Source organism: Pseudomonas sp. BF-B-30, from assembly GCF_019956305.1.
In the GTDB taxonomy this organism is placed as follows: Bacteria; Pseudomonadota; Gammaproteobacteria; order Pseudomonadales; family Pseudomonadaceae; genus Aquipseudomonas; species Aquipseudomonas jessenii.
On the sequence record NZ_JAHBDG010000020.1, the window covers coordinates 25,375 to 48,453 of the forward strand.

The window sequence follows — 23,079 nt, forward strand, 5'->3', positions numbered from 1 at the left end:
ATTTTCCTGAAGTATTCACTTCCCTAGAATGCATCGCTATCAACGGGCCATCGTTTAGGTCCCGTTCGTTCTATCGAGGAAAGCATCATGAAGCTTAAAGCCACGGCATTGCTGATCACGTCTTTACTGGTACTGGCCGGTTGCGACCAGGCCGAGAAAAGCGCGCAACAATTGATGGGCAAGGCTGCCGAAAGCGCCAAACAGGCGATTGACGATACCCACAAGGCCGCCGAGCAAGCACTCAATGACGCCACCAGCGGATTGATCAGCAAAAAAGAATCATCGGAAAAAGACTCGGAAAAAACCGAATCTTCCTCCCAGGAAATCTAAACCGTATTACAACGAGTCAGGACTGACCCATGGACTACCTTTTACAACTTGCCGCCAGCCCCACCGCCTGGGTCGCCCTTGCCACCCTGATCGTGATGGAGATCGTGCTCGGCATCGATAACCTGATCTTCATCTCGATCCTGACCAACAAGCTGCCCTTGCACAATCGACAGCGGGCACGGCGCATCGGTATCGGCATGGCGTTGATCCTGCGTCTGGGCTTGCTGAGCACCATCGCGTTCATCGTCCAGTTGACCAATCCGGTGATCGAGATCCTCGGCCACGCGTTTTCCTGGAAAGACATGATCCTGATTGCCGGTGGCCTGTTCCTGTTGTGGAAGGCGACCACCGAGATCCATCACAGCATGGACCCGGCACCGGAAGATCCGAAGTCGGCGACCTCGACCGTGACCCTGGGCTTCGCGGCCGCGATCGGTCAGATCCTGATGCTGGATATGGTGTTCTCCATCGACAGCATCATTACCGCTGTCGGCATGACCGAGCATTTGCCGATCATGGTCATCGCGGTGGTGGTGTCGGTACTGGTGATGTTGCTGGCGGCTGATCCGCTGGCCAAGTTCATCAACGACAACCCGACAGTGGTGATGCTGGCCCTGGGCTTCCTGATCATGATCGGCATGACGCTGATTGCCGAAGGCTTTGGCGCCCATGTACCGAAAGGCTACGTCTATGCGGCCATGGCATTCTCGGCTGCGATCGAGGTGTTGAACATGATGTCCCGTCGCTCCAGGCAGAAGCGTGCAGCCACTGAGGCCTGACCCACGCTAACGGAAACGGCCGCCTGAACTCGAAGGAGTGCAGGCGGCCGTTTTTGTTGGTCTCGGATAAAGGTGGTGTCAGTGAGCGTTGGCGTGCTGGCTCGGTGCCTTGTCCGCTTCTTGCGCAGGCGCCGGCTGGACAGGGTGATGGTGGCGGCGAGTAATGCGCAGCACGCCCCACAGCATGGCGGCGGCTACCGCCAGCCAGCCGCAAACCAACATTACAATGATCATGGTCAGGCTCATCGGTGCCTCCTCTTTGCCCTTCAATGGGCACTCACGCTTCGCTGTCGTCTCTTCAAGGAACAGTCTAGCCGTTGCTGTATTTCAGGCTATTGACCGAAAGTCGGCAGTCACCAACCAGTTCGCTCTATCGAATGCAAACAACTGCCGGTTAAGGCTATACCGCTGTCGCGCGGCGTCCTATGATCAACGGCCTTGCCGGGAATATTGTTGCCTGGCGCCTGAACAAGAGAGTGATGATGGTGCGGGTATTTTCTCGAATGCTGTCGGCGGCGCTGATGGCGGGATGTGTGGTGGCGCTGGCGGGTTGCGCCGGGAGTGTTGCACCTGAGATCAAGCGTCTGCCGGAGCGGGTCGAACTCAGTGGCCGCTTCTACAAGGGCGTGGCCAATCAAAGCGGACCGCAGGTGCTGGCCAGCATGCTGTCCCAGCAGAACATCGTGATTACGCCGGGCTTGCTCGACAAACCGCTGCATTTGCCGGGCGCCGAAGCCCAGCTGCAACAGAACATGGTGAACCTCGCGCGTGAGTACGGGATGGTGGTCTATCCCCTTGACGCGACCTTGCCAGCCTTGTTGACCCAGGTCGCGGCCGGTTATCCGGTGATGGTGCGCTTCACCGAAGGCTCGGCGATGTGGGCCGAACCGCGTTATGCGATTCTCACCGGGTACAACCGTCAGAAGCAGACCGTGCTGCTGCGCGCAGGCATGAGTCAGCGGACGTTGATGAGCTTCGGTTCTTTTGAATCGGCGTTCAAGGATGCCGGCGGTTGGGCAGTGTTGATCCAGAGTCCGACGCAGATTCCCGCCCAGGTCGATCAGCAACGCTGGCTCAAGGCAGCCAATGATCTGGCTCAGGCGGGCCAGGAGCCGGCGGCAGCAAAAGCTAAAAAAGCCTTGGCCGCACACTAAGTCCGTTCGTCACCCTCCGGGCACCAGCGCCCGATGCCAGCCTCTAACCTGCAAAGGCCCGGATCTTTCCGGGCCTTGATACAGGAGGCGCCCATGGCTCATTCAACTACGCCGGTCGGTCCACACTCATCCGAGCATTCGTCTGGCAATGAGCTGGGTTTCGATCCCGACTCCCCGGACCTTGCCGATCCTCAGGTCGACCCGATCGGGCCCGCCAAGGCACCGAGGGACGTGAAACCGGGTGACAACCCCAAGGCTCCGGCCAAGCCCTACGATCCACTGGGTGATCTGAAGCCTTAGGTCCAATGGAGGTGTGTATGTCTACCGATTCCAGTTTCGACGACAAACGTCCGGAAACTGTCCCCACAACCCCCGAGCAAAGCACCGATCCGGTGATGGATCCCGACAGCCCGTTGAGGGATCCCCTGGCACGGCCAACGGTGGTGCCCACTGAAAAGCCGAAGGGTTGGAGAGATCCAAGTACCGGCGACGGCATCCCGGATGACGACCAGATGCCGCTGCCTAACGACTGACTTTGCGACGAAAAAAAGCCCCGGATGTCCGGGGCTTTTTCATGCGTTTGCAGCAAGGTTACTTCGACGCTTCTACCACGCCGCTCTGCCGCTGCTTGAGGTTCTTGTCTGCCTTGTACTGCAAGGCTACGGAAGGCACGTCCGCGCTCTTTCCGCTCTCTACCCAATTACGCATGCGCGTGGCATCGGCAAAGTGGGTGTACTTGCCGTAGGCATCAAGGATCACCAAGGCCACCGGGCGGTTAGCCATCCGGGTCACCAGCACCAGGCAGTGGCCGGCCTCGTTGGTGAAGCCGGTTTTTGTCAGCTGGATGTCCCAATCCGGCTTGCGGACCAAATGGTCGGTGTTGCGGAAACCCAGGCTGTAGTTCGGTTTGCGAAACGAAACGGTCTTTTCCTTGGTTGTACTCAGCTCGGTCAGCAGCGGGTACTTGTGCGCGGCGATCAACAGTTTGCTTAAATCGCGAGCGGTCGAAACGTTGCGCGGCGAGAGACCGGTCGGCTCGACGAAATGGGTATTGGTCATGCCCAAGGCCCGGGCCTTGGCGTTCATTGCAGCAATGAACGCGGCATAGCCACCCGGATAGTGGTGGGCCAGGCTTGCGGCGGCTCGGTTTTCAGATGACATCAGGGCAATCAGCAGCATTTCCCGGCGCGGCAGTTCGCTCTTGAGCTTGACCCGGGAGTACACACCTTTCATTTCCGGTGTGTCGCTGATGTTGATGTTGATGTATTCGTCCATGTTCTGCCGAGACTCGACCACGACCAGGCCAGTCATCAACTTGCTGACGGAAGCGATCGGCACTACCACGTCAGGATTGCTGGCGTAGATGACTTTGTTGGTCTGCATGTCCAGCAGCAAGGAGCTGCCGGAAGCGAGCTTGAGTGTCTTCGTATCTCGTGGTGCTGCGGTGGTTTCGCCAGCGCTGGCGAAGGGCGTGATGAAAGTCCCTGCAACTGCAAAAAATAGGCTCAGGATGGAAAGACGGATATTCACGCTGGCAGACTCATAAAGTGTTGATAAGCCGTTCTGTAACGGACTGTTTCCTGAAAAGCGCGTCATTCTGGAGTATGGCTGAATAACTGTCGATGGTTGTTCAAGTAACAGGTGAAAGTCCTGAGAAACATGAAAAAAAAGTCATTTTCCGGCGGGCGGTCGGTGTTTCTCGCAGGCAAAAAAAACCCCGCCAGGGCGGGGTTCCTTGTCACGCTGACAGCGTGCGCGTTGAAACTCAGCTGTGCAGGGTTTCGGCGGCGTACAGGGTGTTTTCCAGCAGGCAGGCACGGGTCATCGGGCCTACGCCGCCCGGTACCGGGGTGATCCAGCCGGCGCGGGGCAGGGCGGTTTCGTAGATCACGTCACCGACCAGCTTGCCGTCGTCCTGGCGGTTGATGCCGACATCGATCACGATCGCGCCTTCCTTGATCCATTCGCCCTTGACCAGGCCCGGCTTGCCGGCGGCGACGACGACCAGATCCGCACGGCCGACATGGCCGGCCAGGTCCTTGGTAAAGCGGTGGGTGACCGTCACGGTGCAGCCGGCCAGCAGCAATTCCATCGCCATCGGGCGGCCAACGATATTGGACGCGCCGACGACCACGGCATCCATCCCGTAAAGGTCGACACCGGTGCTTTCCAGCAGGGTCATGATGCCTTTGGGGGTGCATGGGCGCAGCAGTGGAATGCGCTGGGCCAGGCGACCGACGTTATAAGGATGGAAACCGTCGACGTCTTTATCCGGACGAATGCGCTCCAGCAGCCTGGAGGCGTCCAGGTGTTCGGGAAGCGGAAGTTGAAGCAGAACGCCGTCGATTGCAGGGTCGTCGTTCAGGCGATCGATCAGCTCGGTCAGCGCTTCCTGAGTGGTTTCGGAAGGCAGGTCATAGGCTTGGGATAGAAAGCCGACCTCTTCACAGTCTTTACGCTTGTGCGAGACATAAACCTGAGAGGCAGGATCGCTGCCGACCAGGATCACCGCAAGGCCGGGCGTGCGCAGGCCTTGCTGGCGACGCTCGGTGACACGTTGGGCGATCTGCTGGCGCAGGCTGGCGGCGATCGATTTGCCGTCGATAAGTTGTGCAGTCATTGCGCGTGATTAACCATCGAGAGGGGAAAAAAAGAGAACGCATTCTCGCATGTCATGCGGTGAGGGCAAAGGCGCTTGGTCTGCAAATTCCCCTAACTCCTTTAATTAAATGAATTTTTTTTAAAAAGGATTTGACGACCTTCGGGGGGCTCTATACTATTCGTCGCACTTGTCGGGCACAGCCTAGCACTGGTTAGGAAGGTTGAGCAGGATTACGATTCTGCAAGACTGGAAAGCACTTAGTTTGTAGTCCTCCAAGGTTACAGCTAACAAGGCGCCCGTAGCTCAGCTGGATAGAGCATCCGCCTTCTAAGCGGATGGTCGCAGGTTCGAGTCCTGCCGGGTGCGCCATTAGGCAGCTTTGGCACAAGTAGCGCGATATGGTGGGCGTAGCTCAGTTGGTAGAGCACGGGATTGTGACTCCCGTTGTCGTGGGTTCGATCCCCATCGTCCACCCCATATTTCGAAAGGCGCCAGATTAACAGTCTGGCGCCTTTGCTTTAAAGGCTTCATCCGCGGATGTGGTGGAATTGGTAGACACACTGGATTTAGGTTCCAGCGCCGCGAGGCGTAAGAGTTCGAGTCTCTTCATCCGCACCAAATAAAGCTTCATTCAGGCACTTGGCCTGGCTGGAGCTTGATAAAGAAGTTGTTTGGCTTCTTTAACAGGCAATATGGTGGGCGTAGCTCAGTTGGTAGAGCACGGGATTGTGACTCCCGTTGTCGTGGGTTCGATCCCCATCGTCCACCCCATATTTCGAAAGGCGCCAGATTGAAAAGTCTGGCGCCTTTTTTGTTTCGGCGGCCGCAGGTTCCGGGTCGCAGGGGCGGGCGTTTCGTCGTATTTATGTTTCTCGATGATGCTGTCCTGCCCGCCGGCCTTGCTTGCGAGATCGGCTGTCAGGGAGATGATTGGCGACCTTCTCTATATAGGGAAAGGTTGGCGCAGAGCCCTGGCGTGATTGGTTGTATTTGCCATCGGGGCGAGGTGCATTCGTGCATTCGCACCTATAAATTGCCTGCTGCGTTTTTACCCGTTTTCAGTAGGGTGACTTCTTGAGTTTGACCCACTAGAATGCATGCCCTTGATTCTGGGGTCGGAAACGGCCGGCTAACGTCTGTGCAACGAGGAATATCCATGCAAGTTTCTGTTGAAAATACTACTGCTCTTGAGCGCCGCATGAGCGTCACCGTGCCGGCTGAGCGCATCGAGAGCCAGGTCAACAAGCGTCTGCAGCAGACCGCCCAAAAGGCCAAGATTGCTGGCTTCCGTCCAGGCAAAGTGCCAATGAGCGAAATCAAGCGCCGTTTCGGTGCTGACGCTCGCCAGGAAGCTGTAGGCGACGTGATCCAGTCTTCCTTCTACGAAGCTGTGGTTGAGCAGAAGCTGAACCCGGCTGGTCAGCCTTCGATCGAGCCAAAATCCCTGGAAGCGGGCAAGGACCTGGAATACGTAGCCGTATTCGAAGTGTTCCCTGAGTTCACCGTTGCCGGTTTCGAAGGTATCACCGTAGAGCGCCTGAGCGCTGACGTGTCTGATGCCGATCTGGACAAGATGCTGGACATCCTGCGCAAGCAGAACACCCGTTTCGAAGTGGCCGATCGCGCTGCTCAAAACGAAGACCAGCTGAACATCGATTTCGTCGGCAAGGTCGACGGTGAAGTGTTCGCTGGCGGTTCCGCCAAGGGTACCCAGCTGGTTCTGGGTTCCGGCCGCATGATCCCTGGTTTCGAAGATGGCCTGGTTGGCGCCAAAGCCGGTGAAGAACGCGTTCTGAACCTGACTTTCCCAGAGGACTATCAGAACCTGGACCTGGCTGGCAAAACCGCCGAGTTCACCGTGACCGTCAACACCGTTTCCGAGCCAAAGCTGCCAGAGCTGACCGAAGAATTCTTCGCTCAATTCGGCATCAAGGAAACCGGTCTGGAAGGCTTCCGCGCCGAAGTTCGCAAGAACATGGAGCGTGAACTGCGTCAGGCGATCAAATCCAAGGTCAAGAATCAGGTAATGGACGGTCTGCTGGCCACCAACCCGATCGAAGTGCCAAAGGCTCTGCTGTCCAACGAAGTTGACCGTCTGCGCGTGCAGGCTGTTCAGCAGTTCGGCGGCAACATCAAGCCTGACCAATTGCCGGCCGAGCTGTTCGAAGAGCAAGCCAAGCGCCGCGTAGTACTGGGTCTGATCGTGGCTGAAGTGGTCAAGCAATTCGACCTCAAGCCTGACGAAACCCGCGTTCGCGAGATGATTCAGGAAATGGCTTCGGCCTACCAGGAGCCTGAGCAAGTTGTGTCCTGGTACTACAAGAACGACCAGCAACTGAACGAAGTTCGCTCGGTTGTGCTGGAAGAGCAAGTTGTGGATACTGTTCTGCAGAAAGCTAGCGTGACCGACAAATCGGTCTCTTACGAAGAAGCAGTCAAGCCGGTAGAAGCACCACAAGCCGACTGATCACTTTTGCGGTAAGAAGCAAACACCATAAGCCAGCCTTCGAGCTGGCTTATGCGTATTCAAGACATAACTATTTGGGAGTGACTGCAGAGCATGTTCCGTAATTCGTATATTCAGCAGAACTCTGATATCCAGGCCGCTGGCGGCCTGGTCCCGATGGTTGTCGAGCAGTCCGCTCGTGGCGAGCGCGCCTACGACATCTACTCGCGTCTCCTCAAGGAGCGGGTGATCTTTCTGGTGGGCCCCGTAGAGGACTACATGGCCAACCTGATCTGTGCGCAACTGCTGTTCCTTGAAGCGGAAAACCCGGACAAGGACATCCATCTCTATATCAACTCCCCGGGCGGTTCGGTGACGGCGGGCATGTCGATCTACGACACCATGCAGTTCATCAAACCCAACGTGTCGACCACCTGTATCGGTCAGGCGTGCAGCATGGGCGCGTTCCTGCTGACGGCCGGTGCACCTGGCAAGCGTTATTGCCTGCCAAACTCGCGTGTGATGATTCACCAGCCACTGGGCGGTTTCCAGGGCCAGGCGTCGGATATCGAAATCCATGCCAAGGAAATCCTCTTCATTCGTGAGCGTCTCAACACGCTGATGGCCAAGCACAGCGGGCGCACTCTCGAAGAAATCGAGCGCGATACCAATCGCGACAACTTCATGAGTGCAGACGCCGCGCGTGAGTACGGCTTGATCGATGAAGTGATCACCCAGCGCCCCGCTTAAAATAAGCAGCTCAAAATAAGGTTGGTCGGCGGGTCCGATCACCGGCGGGCTTGAAAAAGCCCGCAATAGCCTTCATCTTGTGTTGCAAGCCTATCGGATTTGGATCGAACGAATGACTGACACCCGCAACGGCGAGGACAACGGCAAGCTGCTCTATTGCTCCTTCTGTGGCAAAAGCCAGCATGAAGTACGCAAATTGATTGCCGGCCCCTCGGTCTTTATCTGCGACGAGTGCGTCGACCTGTGCAACGACATCATCCGCGAGGAGGTGCAGGAAGCACAGGCCGAAAGCAGCGCGCATAAATTGCCTTCGCCTAAAGAAATCAGCGGCATCCTTGATCAGTATGTGATTGGTCAGGAGCGTGCGAAAAAGGTTCTGGCCGTAGCGGTTTACAACCACTACAAGCGCCTGAATCAGCGTGACAAAAAGAATGACGACGTCGAACTCGGCAAGAGCAACATCCTGCTGATCGGCCCGACAGGCTCGGGTAAGACCCTGCTTGCCGAAACACTGGCCCGCTTGCTGAACGTTCCGTTCACCATCGCCGACGCAACCACCCTCACCGAGGCGGGTTACGTGGGTGAAGATGTCGAGAACATCATTCAGAAGCTGCTGCAGAAATGCGATTACGACGTGGAAAAGGCCCAGATGGGCATTGTCTACATCGATGAAATCGACAAGATTTCGCGCAAGTCTGACAACCCGTCGATCACCCGGGACGTTTCCGGTGAAGGCGTGCAGCAGGCCCTGCTCAAGTTGATCGAAGGCACGGTCGCTTCCGTTCCGCCTCAAGGTGGTCGCAAGCATCCGCAGCAGGAATTCCTGCAGGTCGACACCCGTAACATCCTGTTCATCTGCGGTGGCGCGTTCTCTGGTCTTGAGAAGGTCATTCAAAACCGTTCCACCAAGGGTGGCATCGGTTTCAACGCAGAAGTGCGCAGCAAGGAAGAAGGCAAGAAAGTCGGTGAGTCCCTGCGTGAAGTCGAGCCTGACGATCTGGTCAAGTTCGGTCTGATCCCGGAATTCGTCGGTCGTCTGCCGGTACTTGCCACGCTGGACGAGCTCGACGAGGCTGCATTGATGCAGATCCTCACCGAGCCGAAAAATGCTCTGACCAAGCAGTATGCCAAGCTGTTCGAGATGGAAGGCGTGGATCTGGAATTCCGGACCGACGCTCTGAAATCGGTCGCCAAGCGTGCCCTGGAGCGTAAAACCGGTGCCCGTGGCCTGCGTTCGATTCTCGAAGGTGTATTGCTCGACACTATGTATGAAATCCCCTCGCAATCGGAGGTGAGCAAAGTAGTGATCGATGAAAGCGTGATAGAAGGCAAGTCCAAGCCACTGTATATCTATGAAAACAGTGAGCCGACCGCCAAGGCTGCGCCAGACGCATAAGCGTCACGCAGCTTGAATAAAGAAGGGGCCTTCGGGCCCCTTTGCTATTTCGGGGTCTGGCCTGCAGGAGCCGGCTTGCCAGCGAAGGCGGTCTTTGAAGGCGTATCCGGCCCGTCACAGCAGCATCCGTATGCTGCAATCTTTCAAGTGGTTCTTTTATCCGCTTGTTTTTTTCCTGGGCAGCCCCCATCTTGGTTTCAAGCTTACTTCCATCTGTTTACGGCCTTATGGCCGCCGTAGAGGCGAAATCATGAAGACAACCATCGAATTGCCTCTCCTGCCATTGCGTGATGTCGTGGTTTATCCGCACATGGTTATCCCGCTGTTCGTGGGGCGCGAGAAATCCATCGAAGCCCTCGAGGCTGCGATGACGGGTGACAAGCAGATCCTTCTGCTGGCCCAGAGAAACCCGGCTGACGACGATCCCGGTGAAGATGCCCTGTATCGCGTTGGTACGATTGCCACCGTTCTGCAGCTGCTCAAGCTCCCTGACGGAACGGTCAAGGTTCTGGTCGAAGGCGAGCAGCGGGGCGCTGTCGAGCGCTTCAGCGAAGTGGACGGTCACTGCCGTGCCGAAGTCTCCCTGATCGACGAAGTTGAAGCACCAGAGCGCGAGTCGGAAGTGTTCGTTCGCAGCTTGCTGTCCCAGTTCGAGCAATATGTGCAGTTGGGCAAGAAAGTCCCGGCTGAAGTCCTGTCGTCGCTCAACAGCATCGATGAGCCAGGCCGCCTGGTGGACACCATGGCCGCGCACATGGCGCTGAAGATCGAACAGAAGCAGGAAATCCTCGAAATCATCGATTTGTCGGCCCGGGTCGAGCACGTTCTGGCGTTGCTGGATGCCGAGATCGATCTGCTGCAGGTCGAAAAACGCATTCGCGGCCGCGTCAAGAAACAAATGGAGCGCAGTCAGCGCGAGTACTACCTGAATGAGCAGATGAAGGCCATTCAGAAAGAGCTCGGCGACAGTGATGAAGGCCACAACGAAGTCGAAGAGCTGAAAAAGCGTATCGATGCCGCCGGCCTGCCGAAAGACGCGCTGGCCAAGGCGACGGCCGAGCTGAACAAGCTCAAGCAGATGTCGCCGATGTCCGCTGAAGCGACCGTGGTGCGTTCGTACATCGACTGGCTGGTTCAAGTGCCGTGGAAGGCCCAGAGCAAGGTGCGCCTGGACCTGGCGCGTGCAGAAGACATTCTGGATGCCGACCACTATGGCCTCGAAGAGGTCAAGGAACGCATCCTCGAATACCTCGCCGTGCAAAAACGCGTGAAGAAAATTCGTGGTCCGGTGCTGTGCCTGGTCGGTCCTCCCGGGGTGGGTAAAACGTCCCTGGCGGAGTCGATTGCTCACGCCACCAACCGCAAATTTGTGCGCATGGCCCTCGGTGGCGTGCGTGACGAGGCGGAAATTCGTGGCCATCGCCGTACTTACATCGGTTCGATGCCAGGAAGATTGATTCAAAAGATGACAAAAGTGGGTGTCCGCAACCCGCTGTTCCTGCTCGATGAAATCGACAAGATGGGCAGCGACATGCGTGGCGATCCGGCATCGGCGTTGCTGGAGGTGCTCGATCCCGAGCAGAACCACAACTTCAACGATCACTATCTGGAAGTCGATTACGACCTGTCCGATGTGATGTTCCTGTGCACTTCGAACTCGATGAACATCCCGCCGGCGTTGCTGGACCGGATGGAAGTGATCCGTCTGCCGGGCTACACCGAAGACGAGAAGATCAACATCGCCGTCAAATACCTTTCGCCTAAGCAGATTACGGCCAACGGCCTGAAGAAAGGCGAGCTGGAGTTTGACGCAGAAGCGATCCGCGACATCATCCGCTACTACACCCGTGAAGCCGGTGTGCGTGGGCTGGAGCGCCAGATTGCCAAGGTCTGCCGCAAGGCCGTCAAGGAACATGCGCTGGAGAAACGCTTCTCGGTGAAAGTCACCGCAGACATGCTGGAGCACTTCCTGGGCGTGCGTAAATTCCGCTACGGCCTGGCCGAGCAGCAGGATCAGATTGGCCAGGTGACCGGGTTGGCGTGGACCCAGGTGGGCGGCGAACTGCTGACCATCGAAGCGGCCGTCGTACCGGGCAAGGGCCAGTTGATCAAGACCGGTTCCCTGGGTGACGTGATGGTCGAATCGATCACCGCGGCCTTGACCGTTGTCCGCAGCAGGGCGAAGAGCCTGGGGATCCCTCTGGACTTCCATGAGAAGCGCGACACACACATCCATATGCCGGAAGGGGCGACTCCAAAGGATGGCCCTAGCGCCGGTGTAGGCATGTGCACGGCCCTGGTATCGGCATTGACCGGCATTCCGGTACGCGCGGATGTCGCCATGACCGGCGAGATCACGTTGCGTGGCCAGGTCTTGGCCATTGGCGGCTTGAAAGAAAAACTGCTGGCTGCCCACCGTGGCGGAATCAAGACCGTGATCATTCCTGAAGAGAATGTGCGCGATCTCAAAGAGATTCCGGACAATATCAAGCAGGATCTACAGATTAAACCGGTTAAATGGATTGACGAGGTCCTGCAAATTGCGTTGCAATACGCGCCGGAGCCCTTGCCGGACGTGGCTCCGGAGATAGTCGCGAAGGATGAGAAACGCGACGCAGATTCTAAGGAAAGAATTAGCACGCATTAGTACGTATTTGCCTGGGGGGCTTTCTTGACAGCTTTTTAGAGCCCTTGTTATAAAGCGGCTCTTAAGTGTCTGTAGGCCATTCAGCACTCGTTTTTGCTTTCACCAAAAAAACTTAGAATCATACTCAAATAGATATAAGGGGACTTAGAGTGAACAAGTCGGAACTGATTGATGCTATCGCTGCATCCGCTGATATCCCGAAAGCTGCTGCTGGCCGTGCGCTGGACGCTGTAATCGAATCCGTCACTGGCGCTCTCAAGGCTGGCGACTCTGTTGTTCTGGTTGGTTTCGGTACCTTCTCCGTAACTGATCGTCCGGCTCGCATTGGTCGTAACCCACAGACCGGTAAGACGCTGGAAATCGCAGCAGCCAAAAAACCAGGTTTCAAAGCCGGTAAAGCACTGAAAGAAGCTGTCAACTAAGTTCGATTCAGGTTTTTACCCATCCGGGTCGGGGTCATGCCTGACTTGGCAGCGGAGCGGCAGTCCTGACTGCAGGTCGCCGGTTCAAGACACCGAGGGTCGCCAGTTCGAGCCCCTCGATCCGCTCCGCCAGTTACGAGAAGGCGCATCCTCGGATGCGCCTTTCTTCTATCCGGATTCTACCCACGCTCCACGGTTGCCTAATTTTTGAAGTTCAACCGTTTCTGGGGGACGCATGCTGCAGAATATCAGGGACAATTCACAAGGCTGGATTGCCAAGACTATTATCGGGGTCATCGTTGCACTGATGGCTTTGACCGGTTTCGACGCCATTTTTCAGGCCACGACGAACACGAATGAAGCGGCGAAGGTCAATGGCGAAGAAATCAGCCAGAACGAACTGAGCCAGGCGGTCGATATGCAACGCCGTCAGCTCATGCAACAGCTGGGCAAGGATTTCGATGCTTCCTTGCTCGATGAAAAAATGCTGCGCGAGTCGGCTCTCAAGGGTCTGATCGATCGCAAACTGCTGCTGCAAGGCGCAGAAAACTCGAAATTCGCCTTTTCCGAAGCAGCTCTGGATCAGGTCATCCTGCAAACGCCTGAGTTTCAGGTGGATGGCAAGTTCAGCGCCGAGCGTTTCGACCAGGTGATTCGCCAACTCGGCTATACCCGTATGCAATTCCGCCAGATGCTGGCTCAGGAAATGCTGATTGGTCAGCTGCGTGCCGGTCTCGCCGGTAGCGGTTTCGTGACCGATGCACAGGTACTGGCGTTTGCCCGTCTGGAAAAACAGACCCGCGATTTCGCCTCGCTGAACATCAAGGCCGACCCGGCAGCGGTGAAGCTGACCGACGATGAGGTCAAGGCCTACTACGACGAGCACGCCAAGGAATTCATGACGCCGGATCAGGTGGTCATCGATTACCTCGAGCTGAAGAAAGCTTCCTTCTTCGATCAGGTCAGCGTTAATGACGAAGACCTGCAGGCGGCCTATCAGAAAGAAATCGCGAACCTGTCCGAGCAACGCCAGGCGGCGCACATTCTGATTGAAGTGAATGACAAGACCACCGAGGCGCAAGCCAAGGCGAAGATCGAAGAGATCCAGGCTCGTCTGGCCAAGGGCGAGAAATTCGAGGCTCTGGCCAAGGAATTCTCCCAGGATCCGGGTTCGGCGAACAACGGCGGTGACCTGGGTTATGCCGGTCCTGGCGTCTACGACCCGGCGTTCGAGAAAGCCCTGTATTCGTTGGCCAAGGACCAGGTTTCGGCGCCGGTTCGCACCGATTTCGGGTTCCACCTGATCAAGCTGTTGGGCGTGGAAGCGCCTGAAGTTCCGACATTCGCCAGCCTGAAAGACAAGCTGACCCGCGAGTTGAAGACCCAGCAGGTCGAACAGCGTTTTGTCGAGGCGACCAAGCAACTGGAAGACGCTTCATTCGAAGCGTCGGACCTGGCGCAACCGGCACAAGACCTGAAACTGAGCGTCCACACGTCCAAGCCGTTCGGCCGTGAAGGCGGTGAGGGTATTGCAGCCAACCGTGCCGTGATCACTGCCGCGTTCAGCCCGGAGGTCCTGGATGAGGGTGCGAACAGCACTGCCATCGAGCTCGATCCGGAAACCGTGGTCGTGTTGCGTGCCAAGGAGCACCTGAAACCTTCGCAATTGCCGCTGGAAAGCGTCTCTACTGCGATCCGTGTGCAATTGGCCAAGGAACACGCCAGCGCCGATGCCAAGACCAAGGCTGACGCCCTGATTGCCAGCCTGCGCGATGGCAAGACTCCGCTGGATCAGGCGGTCGACGGCCAGGCCTGGAAAGTCACGGAAGCGGCGACTCGCGCTCAGGAAGGGGTCGATCCTGCGGTGCTGCAAGCGCTGTTCCGCATGGCGAAGCCTGCGTCCAAGGACAAGCCGACCTTCACCAGCGTGACGCTGGCGGATGGCAGCCTGATGATCGTGCGCCTCAATGGCGTGAACGAAGCAGCGGCGCCGACCGAAGAAGAGAAAGCACAGTATCGTCGCTACCTCGCTTCCCGCATTGGCCAGCAAGACTTCGCGGCTTACCGCAAGCAGCTGGAAAGCCAGGCGGAGATCAAGCGTTACTGATGCCTGATCAGGTTTAGCGCTGCACAAAAGACCCCGGCCGGAAGGCCGGGGTCTTTTTGTTTGGCCGTACGTCACTTGCCGCGGTGACTTTTGCGCAAAACCGGGGTCAATCAGCCTGTAACCGTTTTAAGACATGATCGATGCTCCGCTAAGCATCGATCTGTTGCACAATATGCCCCGAACCGTTTTCCTCAGGATGTTCAATGTTTAAATCACTTCCCATGCGGGTTGTCGGGCTGGCAGCCGTGCTTGCCACTGCGGCCGGTTGTTCATCGAACAAGACCGCCATCTATGAGCATGAGAATTTCGACGACTCCGGTACCTTTTCCCGAAACTATCCGGTCACCGATATCCAGAGCTGTGAAGCCGCTCGTCGTGCCTTGCTCAGCCAGGGTTACATCATCACCAGCAACGATTCGAAGCTGGTCAGCGGTCACAAGAGCTTCCAGCAGACCGGCGAGAACCACATGGAGATCAGCTTCAGCGTGGTCTGTACCGATGACGGCAGCGAAGGGCACCACGCGACCGTATTCGCCAACGCCCTGCAGGATCGTTATGCGCTGAAGAAGACCAACAACTCCGCCAGTCTCGGAGTGGGTGTGTTGGGCTCGGTGTCGATGCCGATCGGCTCCTCCGATGACTCGATGGTCAAGGTCGCCAGCGAAACCGTATCGTCTGCCAAGTTCTACGAGCGTTTCTTCGCACTGGTCGAACTGTTCCTGCCGCCGGAAGCGAAAAAGGCTGCGCACATCCCCGAAAAGCCGAAAACGGACCTGGGCATGCCTGAAGCCCAGGCAGCGCCGGCACCACTGGCACCTGCCCCGGCAGTGGCTCCCGCTGTAGAGCCTGCTGCACCAGCGCCTGCACCTGCACCTGCACCTGCATCCATTGAAGCGGCTCCAGCGGCCTCCGAGCCGGTTGCCCCGCCTCCTGAAGCGGCACCGATCACGCCGACCGAGGGTGTAGAGCCTGCATCGTTCCAGGAAATCGTCACGCCACCGTCGAACCCGAGTGATTTGCCTGCGCCGAGCGAACCCATCCCGGCGATGCCTGCCTCAGGTCAGTGATGGAGAGGTCACGGGATCGGGTCGGATGACCCGATCCCGTGGCCAGCCAAAAGATTGACCCTCGTCAACCAGGACCACTGTTCTGTGGCCTCCCGCGAAAAAATCCGATGATAAATTCCTGACCAGCTGCTACGTTTTATTCAGTAGCGACAGAGTGTCGTGTCCGCGTCATTTTTCTTTCACGCGGGCACTTTATGCTCAGGGAATTGGTCATTTATTCAGACGTTTTTCAGCATGGGTTGGGGGATTCAAAAATGGACGATTATCAAGAAGAGCTGCTCGAGTACCAGGCTTTCGAACTGGACCCACTGGAGCCGGCGGAAGACGCTACCGAGTTGTAGGCATCAGGCGGATTGGCGATGACTGCGGCGAAATTCGCCGGGGGTCTGTCCGTTCCAGCGTTTGTATGCGCGTTGAAACGCTTCGGCTGAGGCAAAACCCAGCAGGTAGGCGATCTCTCCGAACGCCAGTTCGGTGTCGCGTATGTAGGTCATGGCCAGGTCGCGACGGGTGTCGTTGAGAATTGCACGAAACTGCGTGCCTTCTTCGGCGAGCTTGCGGCGCAGGGTCCAGGTGGGCAGCTTCAGGCGTGCCGCCACCTCTTGCAGGTCGGGTTCCCGGCCACCATTGAGCAAGGGTCCCAGCAGCGCGATGATGCGTTCGCGCAGGCTGCGGGTGCGTGTCAGTTGTTCCAGTTCTCGCTCACACAGTTGCAGCAAATGCCGCCAGGTACTCGGGCAATGCTCGGGGTTGCGCTGGGCGAGACTTTCCAGGCTCAAGCGCAGTTGATTGCGCTCGCCGCCAAACTGAATCGGACAGTCACCCAACACGTCATAGGCCGCGCGGTAGCCGGGCTCCTCGAATTCGATCTCGATGCGTTCGGCGCGCAGCGGGGCAGGGCTGACACTGGACAATTGCTGCAACCAGCCGGCGATGATCGAATCCACCACAAAGCGGTTGTAGGCGTTATAGGGGCTGATCGAATAGAAGCGCAGCCAGGCGCCCTGGGCGTCTTCGTGAAAGCTTGATTGGCCCCGATAATTGGAGCCATACAAGGCTTCGAATCGAATCAGGCAGCGGGCGGCTTCACGTACCGTCGGCGCCTGGGCCGCAGTGACGCCAGCAAGGCCAGCCTGACTCAGGCGACTGAGCTGGCCCATGCGCAAACCAAGGGCCGGGTTGCCGGTCAGTTGAATGGCGCTGTGGCCCAGGCGCATGTAGCGCGGTATCGACAGTCGGGCACCGGCTTCGCTCAGGCGCCCGGCATCTAGGCCGTATTGATCGAGCAGTGGTTGAGGATCGACGCCATGACTGCGCACGGCATCGGCCAGGCTATGAACAAAGCCCACCGACAGATCGCCCAGGCGCATCGGCTGCGGCTTCATGGCTACAACCAGAGGTTCAGCAAACGCGCACCATGGGCATTGCCGTCGGCAAAATGCTGGCCGTTACTGCTGAGGAAGCTGTGTCCGGCGCTGCCCTGATCCCAGAACTGACCCCGCAGGAACACACTCATGCCAGCGACGGCTTGACTGGCAGGTGTCCGGGTCGTGAGATTCAGGCGCTGCCAGGCCTGGCCTTCACTGACTTCTCCAGGCTGCAAGATGACCGATGTCGGCGCTGACGAGCCCCTGTAGCCACGCCACGGTTGATCCCAGGTGCCACGGCCGGCAACAAAGGCCGGTACCGCGACCAGTTGTACGCTTTGGTCGTTGAGCTTGAGGTAGTTTTCCGGGTACCAGCTGTCGTGACCGATCAATACGCCCAGCCTTCCGGCGGGGGTATCAACGACATTGAGCGAGTGCTCGCCGTTCGCCTTGATCCCGTTCTGTTCTGCGAAGAACGGGTGTATCTGGCGCTGGGGCTGGCCGATCGGCAGGCCCTCGCTGTTGAACACCACGCTGCTGTTGTACAGCGCGCCGCGGCCGATTCTCAAGGTGCCGTCGATGATGCTCGGTTCGGGCAGTACGATGGAACCCGCCACCAGCGTCACGTGGAATTCCCTGGCCAGCCCTCCGAACAATGCCTGGTAGTCTCTGGCCATCGCCTTGGCTTTCATACGCAAGTGGGCATCGTCCAGACGGTTGCCGCCCTCGGCGCTGATCAACGCCTTGGCGAACTTCAGGGGATTGCTCACCGCCAGCCAGTTCATGGCCTCCTTGAGGGTGCTGGCTTGGTACAACTCATCCTTCTCGCCGCTGACCATCAGCCAGGTACCGACGTGCTCCGGCAATACGACGACGGTCTTGTCGTTCAACAGACTCTGGTCCCGGGCTGCTTGCAGATAGGCCGCGAGCTTGCGGTGCAAACGCTCGGGGCTTTGATAATCGGTGGGAAACAGTTCGGGCTGAATGCCCAACAGATTGCCACGGTCCGCAGGCGTGCCCTGGTCGACAGCCAGGTTGATCCGCAGATCCGAAAGGTAATGACCCACCGGCCGGTCTGCGGCCCACATCGCGTAGGTCGTGAGGGCGGCGAGCAACGCCATGGAAAATGTCAGGTACAAAAGTTTGCGCATGGGGAAACAGTTTACAGCCTGGAACTGGTTCGAGCATAAAGGGAATCAAGGCCTTAGTGGGCAAATTTCAAGCGTTGGCTGTTTTTTTCGCTGGCGGCTGCCTTTCTGCGCCGCGACGCGGCCATGAATGGCTGGATGGGGATCATAGGAGGAAGGGCGCCGGTCTGCCATCATTCGGCTTGACCGACCGGCAGGTGAGCGTCAGTTGGTGACCAGCAGTTCCGGGCCGAGGTAGTTGTTGATCTGGTCGATATCGTCGTCGCCCAGGCTGCCCACCGAGGAGGCCAGGCGCAGGCGCGACATCAAATAGCGCAACTTGGCATCGAACAGATCGTGGCGCGCAACGAAAAGCAGCTCTTCGGCATTGAGGACGTCCGAGTTGGTGCTGGTGCCGCCTTCCTTGAAGCCCTTGCGTGACGATGCCAGTGAGCGTTCGTTGGACGCTACGGCCTTCTCCAGCGCGCGAATGCGTTTGGCACCGCTCAGAATGCCTTGATACTCACGGGTGGTTCCAGTGATGACCTCCTGTCGTGCAGCGTCGAGCTCGTCCGAGGCCTTGTCGCTGTTGGCGCTGGCCTGGCGTGTCAGCGCGCTGACGCCGCCACCGCTGTACAGCGGGATATTGACTTCCAGTCCGATCGAACCGTAGCGGTTGCGTTGATTCAGCTCGGAGAGTGATTGGCTCTCACCCGCGGTGTAGCCGGCAACGAAATCCAGGGTTGGCCAGTGGCCGGCCCTGGCGCGCTTCACTTCTTCCTCGGCGAGGTTGCGGCTATAGCGGCGCGCATGGAGCAGGGGGCTGTCGGTCTGGGCTTTGACCAGCCAATCCTGCAGGTTGCTCGGCTGCAGCGGTGGTGTATCGAAGCTCGGACGCAAGGTGGTCAGCGATTCGGGGGTTTCACCGATGTATTCCTCGAGCTTGCGGCGCGCGTTGACCAGGTTGTCTTGCGCTTCGATCAGTTCGGCTTCGGCGAGGTCGCGGCGAGCGGTCGACTCGTCGACGTCGGTGACGGTGCCGGCCCCCAGTTCCAGGCGCCGTTTCGCCGAGGCGAGTTGTTCGTCGAAGGCGTTCAGCTTGGACTTGGCCAGGGTGATGGTTTCGCTGGCCAGGAGCACATCGAAATAGCTTTCGGCCAGGCGCACCGCGGCGTCCTGGCTCTTGGCATCGAATACTGCGTTGCTGTAGTCGGCACGCTGCTGACCCTGGCGGTATTCGGCCATTTTCTGTTTGTTGAACAGTGGTTGGCGCAGGCGCACGTTAGCGCCCTTGGAGTCGTAGTCGAGATCTCTTTCGATACCGCTCTGGCGTTGTGTGCCGTTGACCTTGTTGTCGTAGGCCGAGGCATTGATCTGCGGTAGCAGGCCGGCCTTGCCGATAGCGCGGTTTTCCCCGCCGGCCTTTTTTTCATGCACGGCGGCCTGATAGATAGGGCCCTGGAACTGCAACAGGTCCCAGGCTTGCTTGAGGTCCATCGCGTCGGCCGGCAAGGCCAACCCCATCAGGCAGAAGAGCAGGCAATGACGGTCCATTTCATTGTTCCTTGAATGAGCTGTCCACACGTTCGAGCATTGGTTTAAGAAGATAGCTCAACATATTGCGTTCGCCTGTCTTGATGGTGACGCTGGCGGGCATGCCGGGGCGAATGTGATTGGTGCCAAGCAGGCTCATGCCATCGGGGGTGACTTCCACTTGGGCCAGATAGAACGGCTGCTTGCTTTCCTCGTCCATCAGACGGTCGGCGGAGATGGTCATCACGCGGCCGGGGATGTTTGGCGTCTGGGCATGGTTGAAAGCCGGGAAGGAAATGTCCACGGGCAGGCCGGGGAACATCTTGTCGATGGCCTGCACGGGAATCATCGCGTCGACCTGCAACGGTTCGTTGACCGGAACGATTTCCATGATCTTGAAGCCGGGCTGAATGATCCCGCCGACGGTGGCGATGCTCAGGGCCTGGACCATGCCGTCGATCGGCGAACGAATCACCGTGTGGGTCACTTCGTAGTCGAGGGCGCGCAAGCGGTCGGCCAGGGTAGTGTTTTCCTTGGCGGTTTCCGTCAGCTGCGACTCGACTTCCTTCAGGTAATCGTGCTGGCGCTGCAGGATGCGCAGCTTGATTTCGGTGGTCTGGCTACGCACCCTGGCGATGTTGTTGAGGTTCTCGGCCTGGCCGGCGGCGAGGTCGGCGTTGCTGCGCTCCAGCTCAAGCAGGCGGTTGCGCGGCACATAGCCTTCGGCCGTCAGCACGCGGGTGCCTTGCAGTTCCTGGTTGAGGAAACTGATCTGAGAGGCGCGGGCGCTATAGACCTGCTGCAGGCCCTTGAGCTGCACTGCCGACGCCGCCAGGTTCTCCTGCAGGATGCTGATTTCGCCAGCGAGACCGGCGCGCCGGGTGTCGAGCAGGCGCTGTTGCAGGTCCATGGCGGCTTCCAGGCGGTGGTCATCCTTGAAGCGCTTGAGCAGTTCAGGATCGAAGTTCACCACATCGCGGTTGTCACGTTCCGCTTCCAGACGGTTTTCCACCGTCTTGCTGACGATGTACTGGGCGCTGACCGCCCCCTGTTCGGCAGCGGCACGCAGTGAATCGAGGCGGACCACCTCCTGGCCTTTTGTCACCAGATCGCCTTCGCGAACGAGAATGGCCTCCACGGTACCGCCGCTCAGATGCTGCACGGCTTTGCGATTGCTGGTGACCTTGACCGTGCCTGTCGCTACCACGCCGGCATCCAGTGGCGCCAGCCAGGACCACAGGAGGAAGCCGCCGAAGCCGGCAAGCACCAGCCACACGCCCCACCGCGCGGGTTTGCCGACGTCCAGGTCTACCACGCTCCTGGGATCGGCAGTAATCATCTCGGTATGTTGGCTCATTTGCATGATCGGTCACTCCCGTGCTTTGACGGAGGCCAGCGGAGTTGATGCGCCTGCAGGGATCACACTGGCCTTGCGCAGCGCTGCGAATACTTCATCGCGCGTACCTAGCATCTGCACGCCGCCGTCGCGCAGCATCAGCACCTTATCGACGGCACAGAGTACGTTGGGACGGTGAGAAATCAGAATGACGGTGGCGCCACGGCCCTTGAGTTCGGCCAGAGCATCGACCAAGGCCTTTTCGCCGACGTCGTCGAGGTTGGCGTTCGGCTCGTCCAGCACGATCAGATTGGGCTCGCCATACAGCGCGCGGGCCAAGGCGATGCGCTGCTTCTGGCCGCCGGATAGCGGGCTGCCATCGGTGCCCAGGCGGGTGTCATAACCCTGCGGAAAACGCAGGATCATCTCGTGCACGCCAGTGATCTTGGCGGCGCGGATGACCGCTTCGCTGTCCACTTCGCCAAAGCGCGCAATGTTGTCGGCGATGGTGCCCTCGAACAGCTCCACGTCCTGTGGCAGGTAGCCGAGCCAGGGACCCAGTTCGCCCTTGTTCCAGTTGAAGATGTCCGCGCCGTCCAGGCGCACCTTGCCGGCCTGCGTCGGCCAGACGCCAACCAGCAAGCGGGCGAGGGTGGATTTGCCCGAGGCGGACGGACCGATAATGCCAAGGCTTTCGCCGGGGACAAGGCTGAAGCTCACACCGCGCAGAATCGTGTTGGTGGTCCCTGGGGCACCGGCATACACATTCTCCACCGCCAGCATGCCCATTGGCCGCTGCAGTGACATGCTCGGTGGCCGGCGCGGAAAGTCTTGCAGCATCTCGTTGAGACGGCCCCAGGCCGAGCGGCAGCCGAGCAATTGCTTCCACGACGCGATGACCTGTTCCACCGGACCCAGTGCGCGGCCGGTGAGGATCGAGCAGGCAATCATCATCCCCGGGGTGATCTTGCCTTCGATCGCCAGAAGCGCGCCGGCGCCGAGGATCAGCGACTGCAAAGTGATCCGCACGAAGCGCCCGGTGCTGCTGATCAAGGCGGCACGATCGGAGGCCAGGGTTTGCATTTCCAGAATGCGCAAATGGCTTTGGTACCAGCGCTTGCTGATCGACGGCAGCATGCCCATGGCCTCGATGACCTCGGCGTTGCGCAGGTTGTTGTTGGCGTACTGGCCGGAGGAGAGGGCGGCCTGATTGGCTTCGGCCAGCGGCTTCTGCGTCGCCTTTTCAGTGAGCCAGGCCAGGGCCACCAGAATCAGCGAGCCGATCAGCGTGATCAGTCCGAGTATCGGGTGAATCAAATAGGCGACCAGCAGGTAGATAGGCGTCCAGGGTGCATCGAAGAAAGCGAACAGGGAGTTGCCGGTGACGAACTGACGAACCTGCGCGAGGTCCTGCAGGGCCTGGGCCGGGTTACCTCCGGCGCGGTTCAGGTTGCGCTCGAATGCAGCAGTGAAAATGCGTCGGTTGAGGTCCATGTCGAGGCAGTTGCCGACCCGGATCAGTACGCGGGTGCGGACCATTTCCAGCGTGGACATCAGCAAGAACAGACCTACTACCAGGACAGTCAGCATCGTCAGCGTCGTGACGTTGCGACTGACCAGGGCTCGATCGTAAACCTGCAGCATATAAATAGCTGGCGTCAACATCATGACGTTTATGACACCGCTGAACGCAGCCAGCGAATAAAAACTGCGGCGCAGGCGAAAGAGCGCGTCGGCCAGTTCTGAACGGATGCTCGACTGCTTGGGCATTTTGATCCTCCCACTGCGAAAAGCCGATTGCCCTTGGAGCGCAACAGCTAACAGTAAATGTAGTCCCGTAAACAGCTTATGGACACGCAGGCTGGTCGCTCTATGGATGGCGAGTCTTCCGAAATCGCTGCGTTGCTCCCTTATGCAGCAGCGTAGGTGGCGGAGAAACAAATCGAAATAACATTTCGCTCTATACCTGCACTCAACTGCCTATATGTCTTTTAAAAACAGCTAGTTGTGAGGAAA

20 protein-coding genes and 4 tRNA genes are annotated in these 23,079 nt (G+C 58.4%); 16 read left to right on the plus strand and 8 right to left on the minus strand.

Annotated elements, in window-relative coordinates:
- Positions 1–87: 87 nt before the first annotated feature.
- The gene (locus KGB29_RS12410) at positions 88–330 is read left to right on the plus strand and encodes a hypothetical protein (protein WP_150812569.1); all 243 of its coding nucleotides are present in this window, start codon (positions 88–90) and stop codon (positions 328–330) included.
- 29 nt (positions 331–359) lie between these two features.
- A complete protein-coding gene (locus tag KGB29_RS12415; RefSeq protein WP_150812570.1) occupies positions 360–1,109 on the plus strand; it encodes a TerC family protein in 750 nt (249 codons plus the stop codon).
- Positions 1,110–1,187: 78 nt separating this feature from the next.
- Here the strand turns inward: KGB29_RS12415 and KGB29_RS12420 are convergent, their stop codons facing one another.
- Positions 1,188–1,355: a hypothetical protein gene (locus tag KGB29_RS12420; protein ID WP_167362872.1), complete on the minus strand. Its 168-nt coding sequence runs from the start codon at positions 1,353–1,355 to the stop codon at positions 1,188–1,190.
- Between the two features lie 179 nt (positions 1,356–1,534).
- On the opposite strand from KGB29_RS12420, the gene KGB29_RS12425 reads away from it, so the two are divergent.
- The 3 genes from KGB29_RS12425 (at position 1,535) to KGB29_RS12435 (ending at position 2,796) form a co-directional block, all read left to right on the plus strand.
- Positions 1,535–2,263, plus strand: coding sequence for a peptidase C39 family protein (locus KGB29_RS12425; protein WP_150812571.1), 729 nt, complete (start codon positions 1,535–1,537; stop codon positions 2,261–2,263).
- Positions 2,264–2,356: 93 nt separating this feature from the next.
- Complete coding sequence (locus KGB29_RS12430) at positions 2,357–2,563, plus strand: DUF6021 family protein (protein WP_057714089.1); 207 nt, start codon at positions 2,357–2,359, stop codon at positions 2,561–2,563.
- Positions 2,564–2,580: 17 nt separating this feature from the next.
- The gene (locus tag KGB29_RS12435) at positions 2,581–2,796 is read left to right on the plus strand and encodes a hypothetical protein (RefSeq protein ID WP_007977127.1); all 216 of its coding nucleotides are present in this window, start codon (positions 2,581–2,583) and stop codon (positions 2,794–2,796) included.
- A 58-nt stretch (positions 2,797–2,854) separates the two neighbouring features.
- On the opposite strand, the gene pbpG is transcribed toward KGB29_RS12435, so the two are convergent.
- A complete protein-coding gene (gene pbpG / locus KGB29_RS12440; RefSeq protein WP_150812572.1) occupies positions 2,855–3,793 on the minus strand; it encodes a D-alanyl-D-alanine endopeptidase in 939 nt (312 codons plus the stop codon).
- 235 nt (positions 3,794–4,028) lie between these two features.
- Positions 4,029–4,883 (minus strand): bifunctional methylenetetrahydrofolate dehydrogenase/methenyltetrahydrofolate cyclohydrolase FolD, encoded by an 855-nt coding sequence (gene folD / locus KGB29_RS12445; RefSeq protein ID WP_046043051.1) that lies wholly within the window; start codon positions 4,881–4,883, stop codon positions 4,029–4,031.
- A 274-nt stretch (positions 4,884–5,157) separates the two neighbouring features.
- Between folD and KGB29_RS12450 the strand changes: the two genes are divergently transcribed.
- The 11 genes from KGB29_RS12450 (at position 5,158) to KGB29_RS12500 (ending at position 15,700) form a co-directional block, all read left to right on the plus strand.
- Positions 5,158–5,234, plus strand: a tRNA-Arg gene (locus KGB29_RS12450).
- Between the two features lie 32 nt (positions 5,235–5,266).
- A tRNA-His gene (locus KGB29_RS12455) sits at positions 5,267–5,342 on the plus strand.
- Between the two features lie 56 nt (positions 5,343–5,398).
- Positions 5,399–5,483: transfer RNA gene (locus KGB29_RS12460), tRNA-Leu, on the plus strand.
- Between the two features lie 77 nt (positions 5,484–5,560).
- A tRNA-His gene (locus KGB29_RS12465) sits at positions 5,561–5,636 on the plus strand.
- A 385-nt stretch (positions 5,637–6,021) separates the two neighbouring features.
- Positions 6,022–7,332, plus strand: a complete 1,311-nt coding sequence (gene tig / locus KGB29_RS12470; protein WP_057714092.1) for a trigger factor — start codon at positions 6,022–6,024, stop codon at positions 7,330–7,332.
- Positions 7,333–7,425: 93 nt separating this feature from the next.
- Positions 7,426–8,061, plus strand: coding sequence for an ATP-dependent Clp endopeptidase proteolytic subunit ClpP (gene clpP, locus KGB29_RS12475; RefSeq protein WP_090456702.1), 636 nt, complete (start codon positions 7,426–7,428; stop codon positions 8,059–8,061).
- Between the two features lie 112 nt (positions 8,062–8,173).
- On the plus strand, positions 8,174–9,457 hold the full coding sequence (gene clpX, locus KGB29_RS12480; protein ID WP_008048848.1) for an ATP-dependent Clp protease ATP-binding subunit ClpX: 1,284 nt from the start codon (positions 8,174–8,176) through the stop codon (positions 9,455–9,457).
- A gap of 250 nt (positions 9,458–9,707) precedes the next feature.
- A complete protein-coding gene (lon, locus tag KGB29_RS12485) occupies positions 9,708–12,104 on the plus strand; it encodes an endopeptidase La (RefSeq protein ID WP_056722330.1) in 2,397 nt (798 codons plus the stop codon).
- Between the two features lie 149 nt (positions 12,105–12,253).
- On the plus strand, positions 12,254–12,526 hold the full coding sequence (locus KGB29_RS12490) for an HU family DNA-binding protein (protein ID WP_002552737.1): 273 nt from the start codon (positions 12,254–12,256) through the stop codon (positions 12,524–12,526).
- Between the two features lie 235 nt (positions 12,527–12,761).
- Positions 12,762–14,633 carry a SurA N-terminal domain-containing protein gene (locus KGB29_RS12495; protein ID WP_150812573.1) on the plus strand — a complete coding sequence of 624 codons (1,872 nt, stop codon included), beginning with the start codon at positions 12,762–12,764 and terminating at the stop codon, positions 14,631–14,633.
- A gap of 203 nt (positions 14,634–14,836) precedes the next feature.
- Positions 14,837–15,700, plus strand: coding sequence for a DUF2242 domain-containing protein (locus tag KGB29_RS12500; protein WP_150812574.1), 864 nt, complete (start codon positions 14,837–14,839; stop codon positions 15,698–15,700).
- A gap of 344 nt (positions 15,701–16,044) precedes the next feature.
- Here the strand turns inward: KGB29_RS12500 and KGB29_RS12505 are convergent, their stop codons facing one another.
- The 5 genes from KGB29_RS12505 to KGB29_RS12525 all read right to left on the minus strand — a co-directional run bounded on the left by KGB29_RS12505 (position 16,045) and on the right by KGB29_RS12525 (position 22,833).
- Entirely contained in the window at positions 16,045–17,085 is a 1,041-nt protein-coding gene (locus KGB29_RS12505; RefSeq protein ID WP_057714096.1) for an AraC family transcriptional regulator, read from the minus strand.
- A 2-nt stretch (positions 17,086–17,087) separates the two neighbouring features.
- Positions 17,088–18,218, minus strand: a complete 1,131-nt coding sequence (locus KGB29_RS12510; protein WP_150812575.1) for a carbon-nitrogen hydrolase family protein — start codon at positions 18,216–18,218, stop codon at positions 17,088–17,090.
- Positions 18,219–18,419: 201 nt separating this feature from the next.
- On the minus strand, positions 18,420–19,748 hold the full coding sequence (locus KGB29_RS12515; protein WP_057714098.1) for a TolC family outer membrane protein: 1,329 nt from the start codon (positions 19,746–19,748) through the stop codon (positions 18,420–18,422).
- Position 19,749: 1 nt separating this feature from the next.
- On the minus strand, positions 19,750–21,090 hold the full coding sequence (locus tag KGB29_RS12520) for an HlyD family type I secretion periplasmic adaptor subunit (RefSeq protein WP_057714099.1): 1,341 nt from the start codon (positions 21,088–21,090) through the stop codon (positions 19,750–19,752).
- Positions 21,091–21,096: 6 nt separating this feature from the next.
- Complete coding sequence (locus KGB29_RS12525) at positions 21,097–22,833, minus strand: type I secretion system permease/ATPase (RefSeq protein WP_150812576.1); 1,737 nt, start codon at positions 22,831–22,833, stop codon at positions 21,097–21,099.
- Between the last annotated feature and the right edge of the window lie 246 nt (positions 22,834–23,079).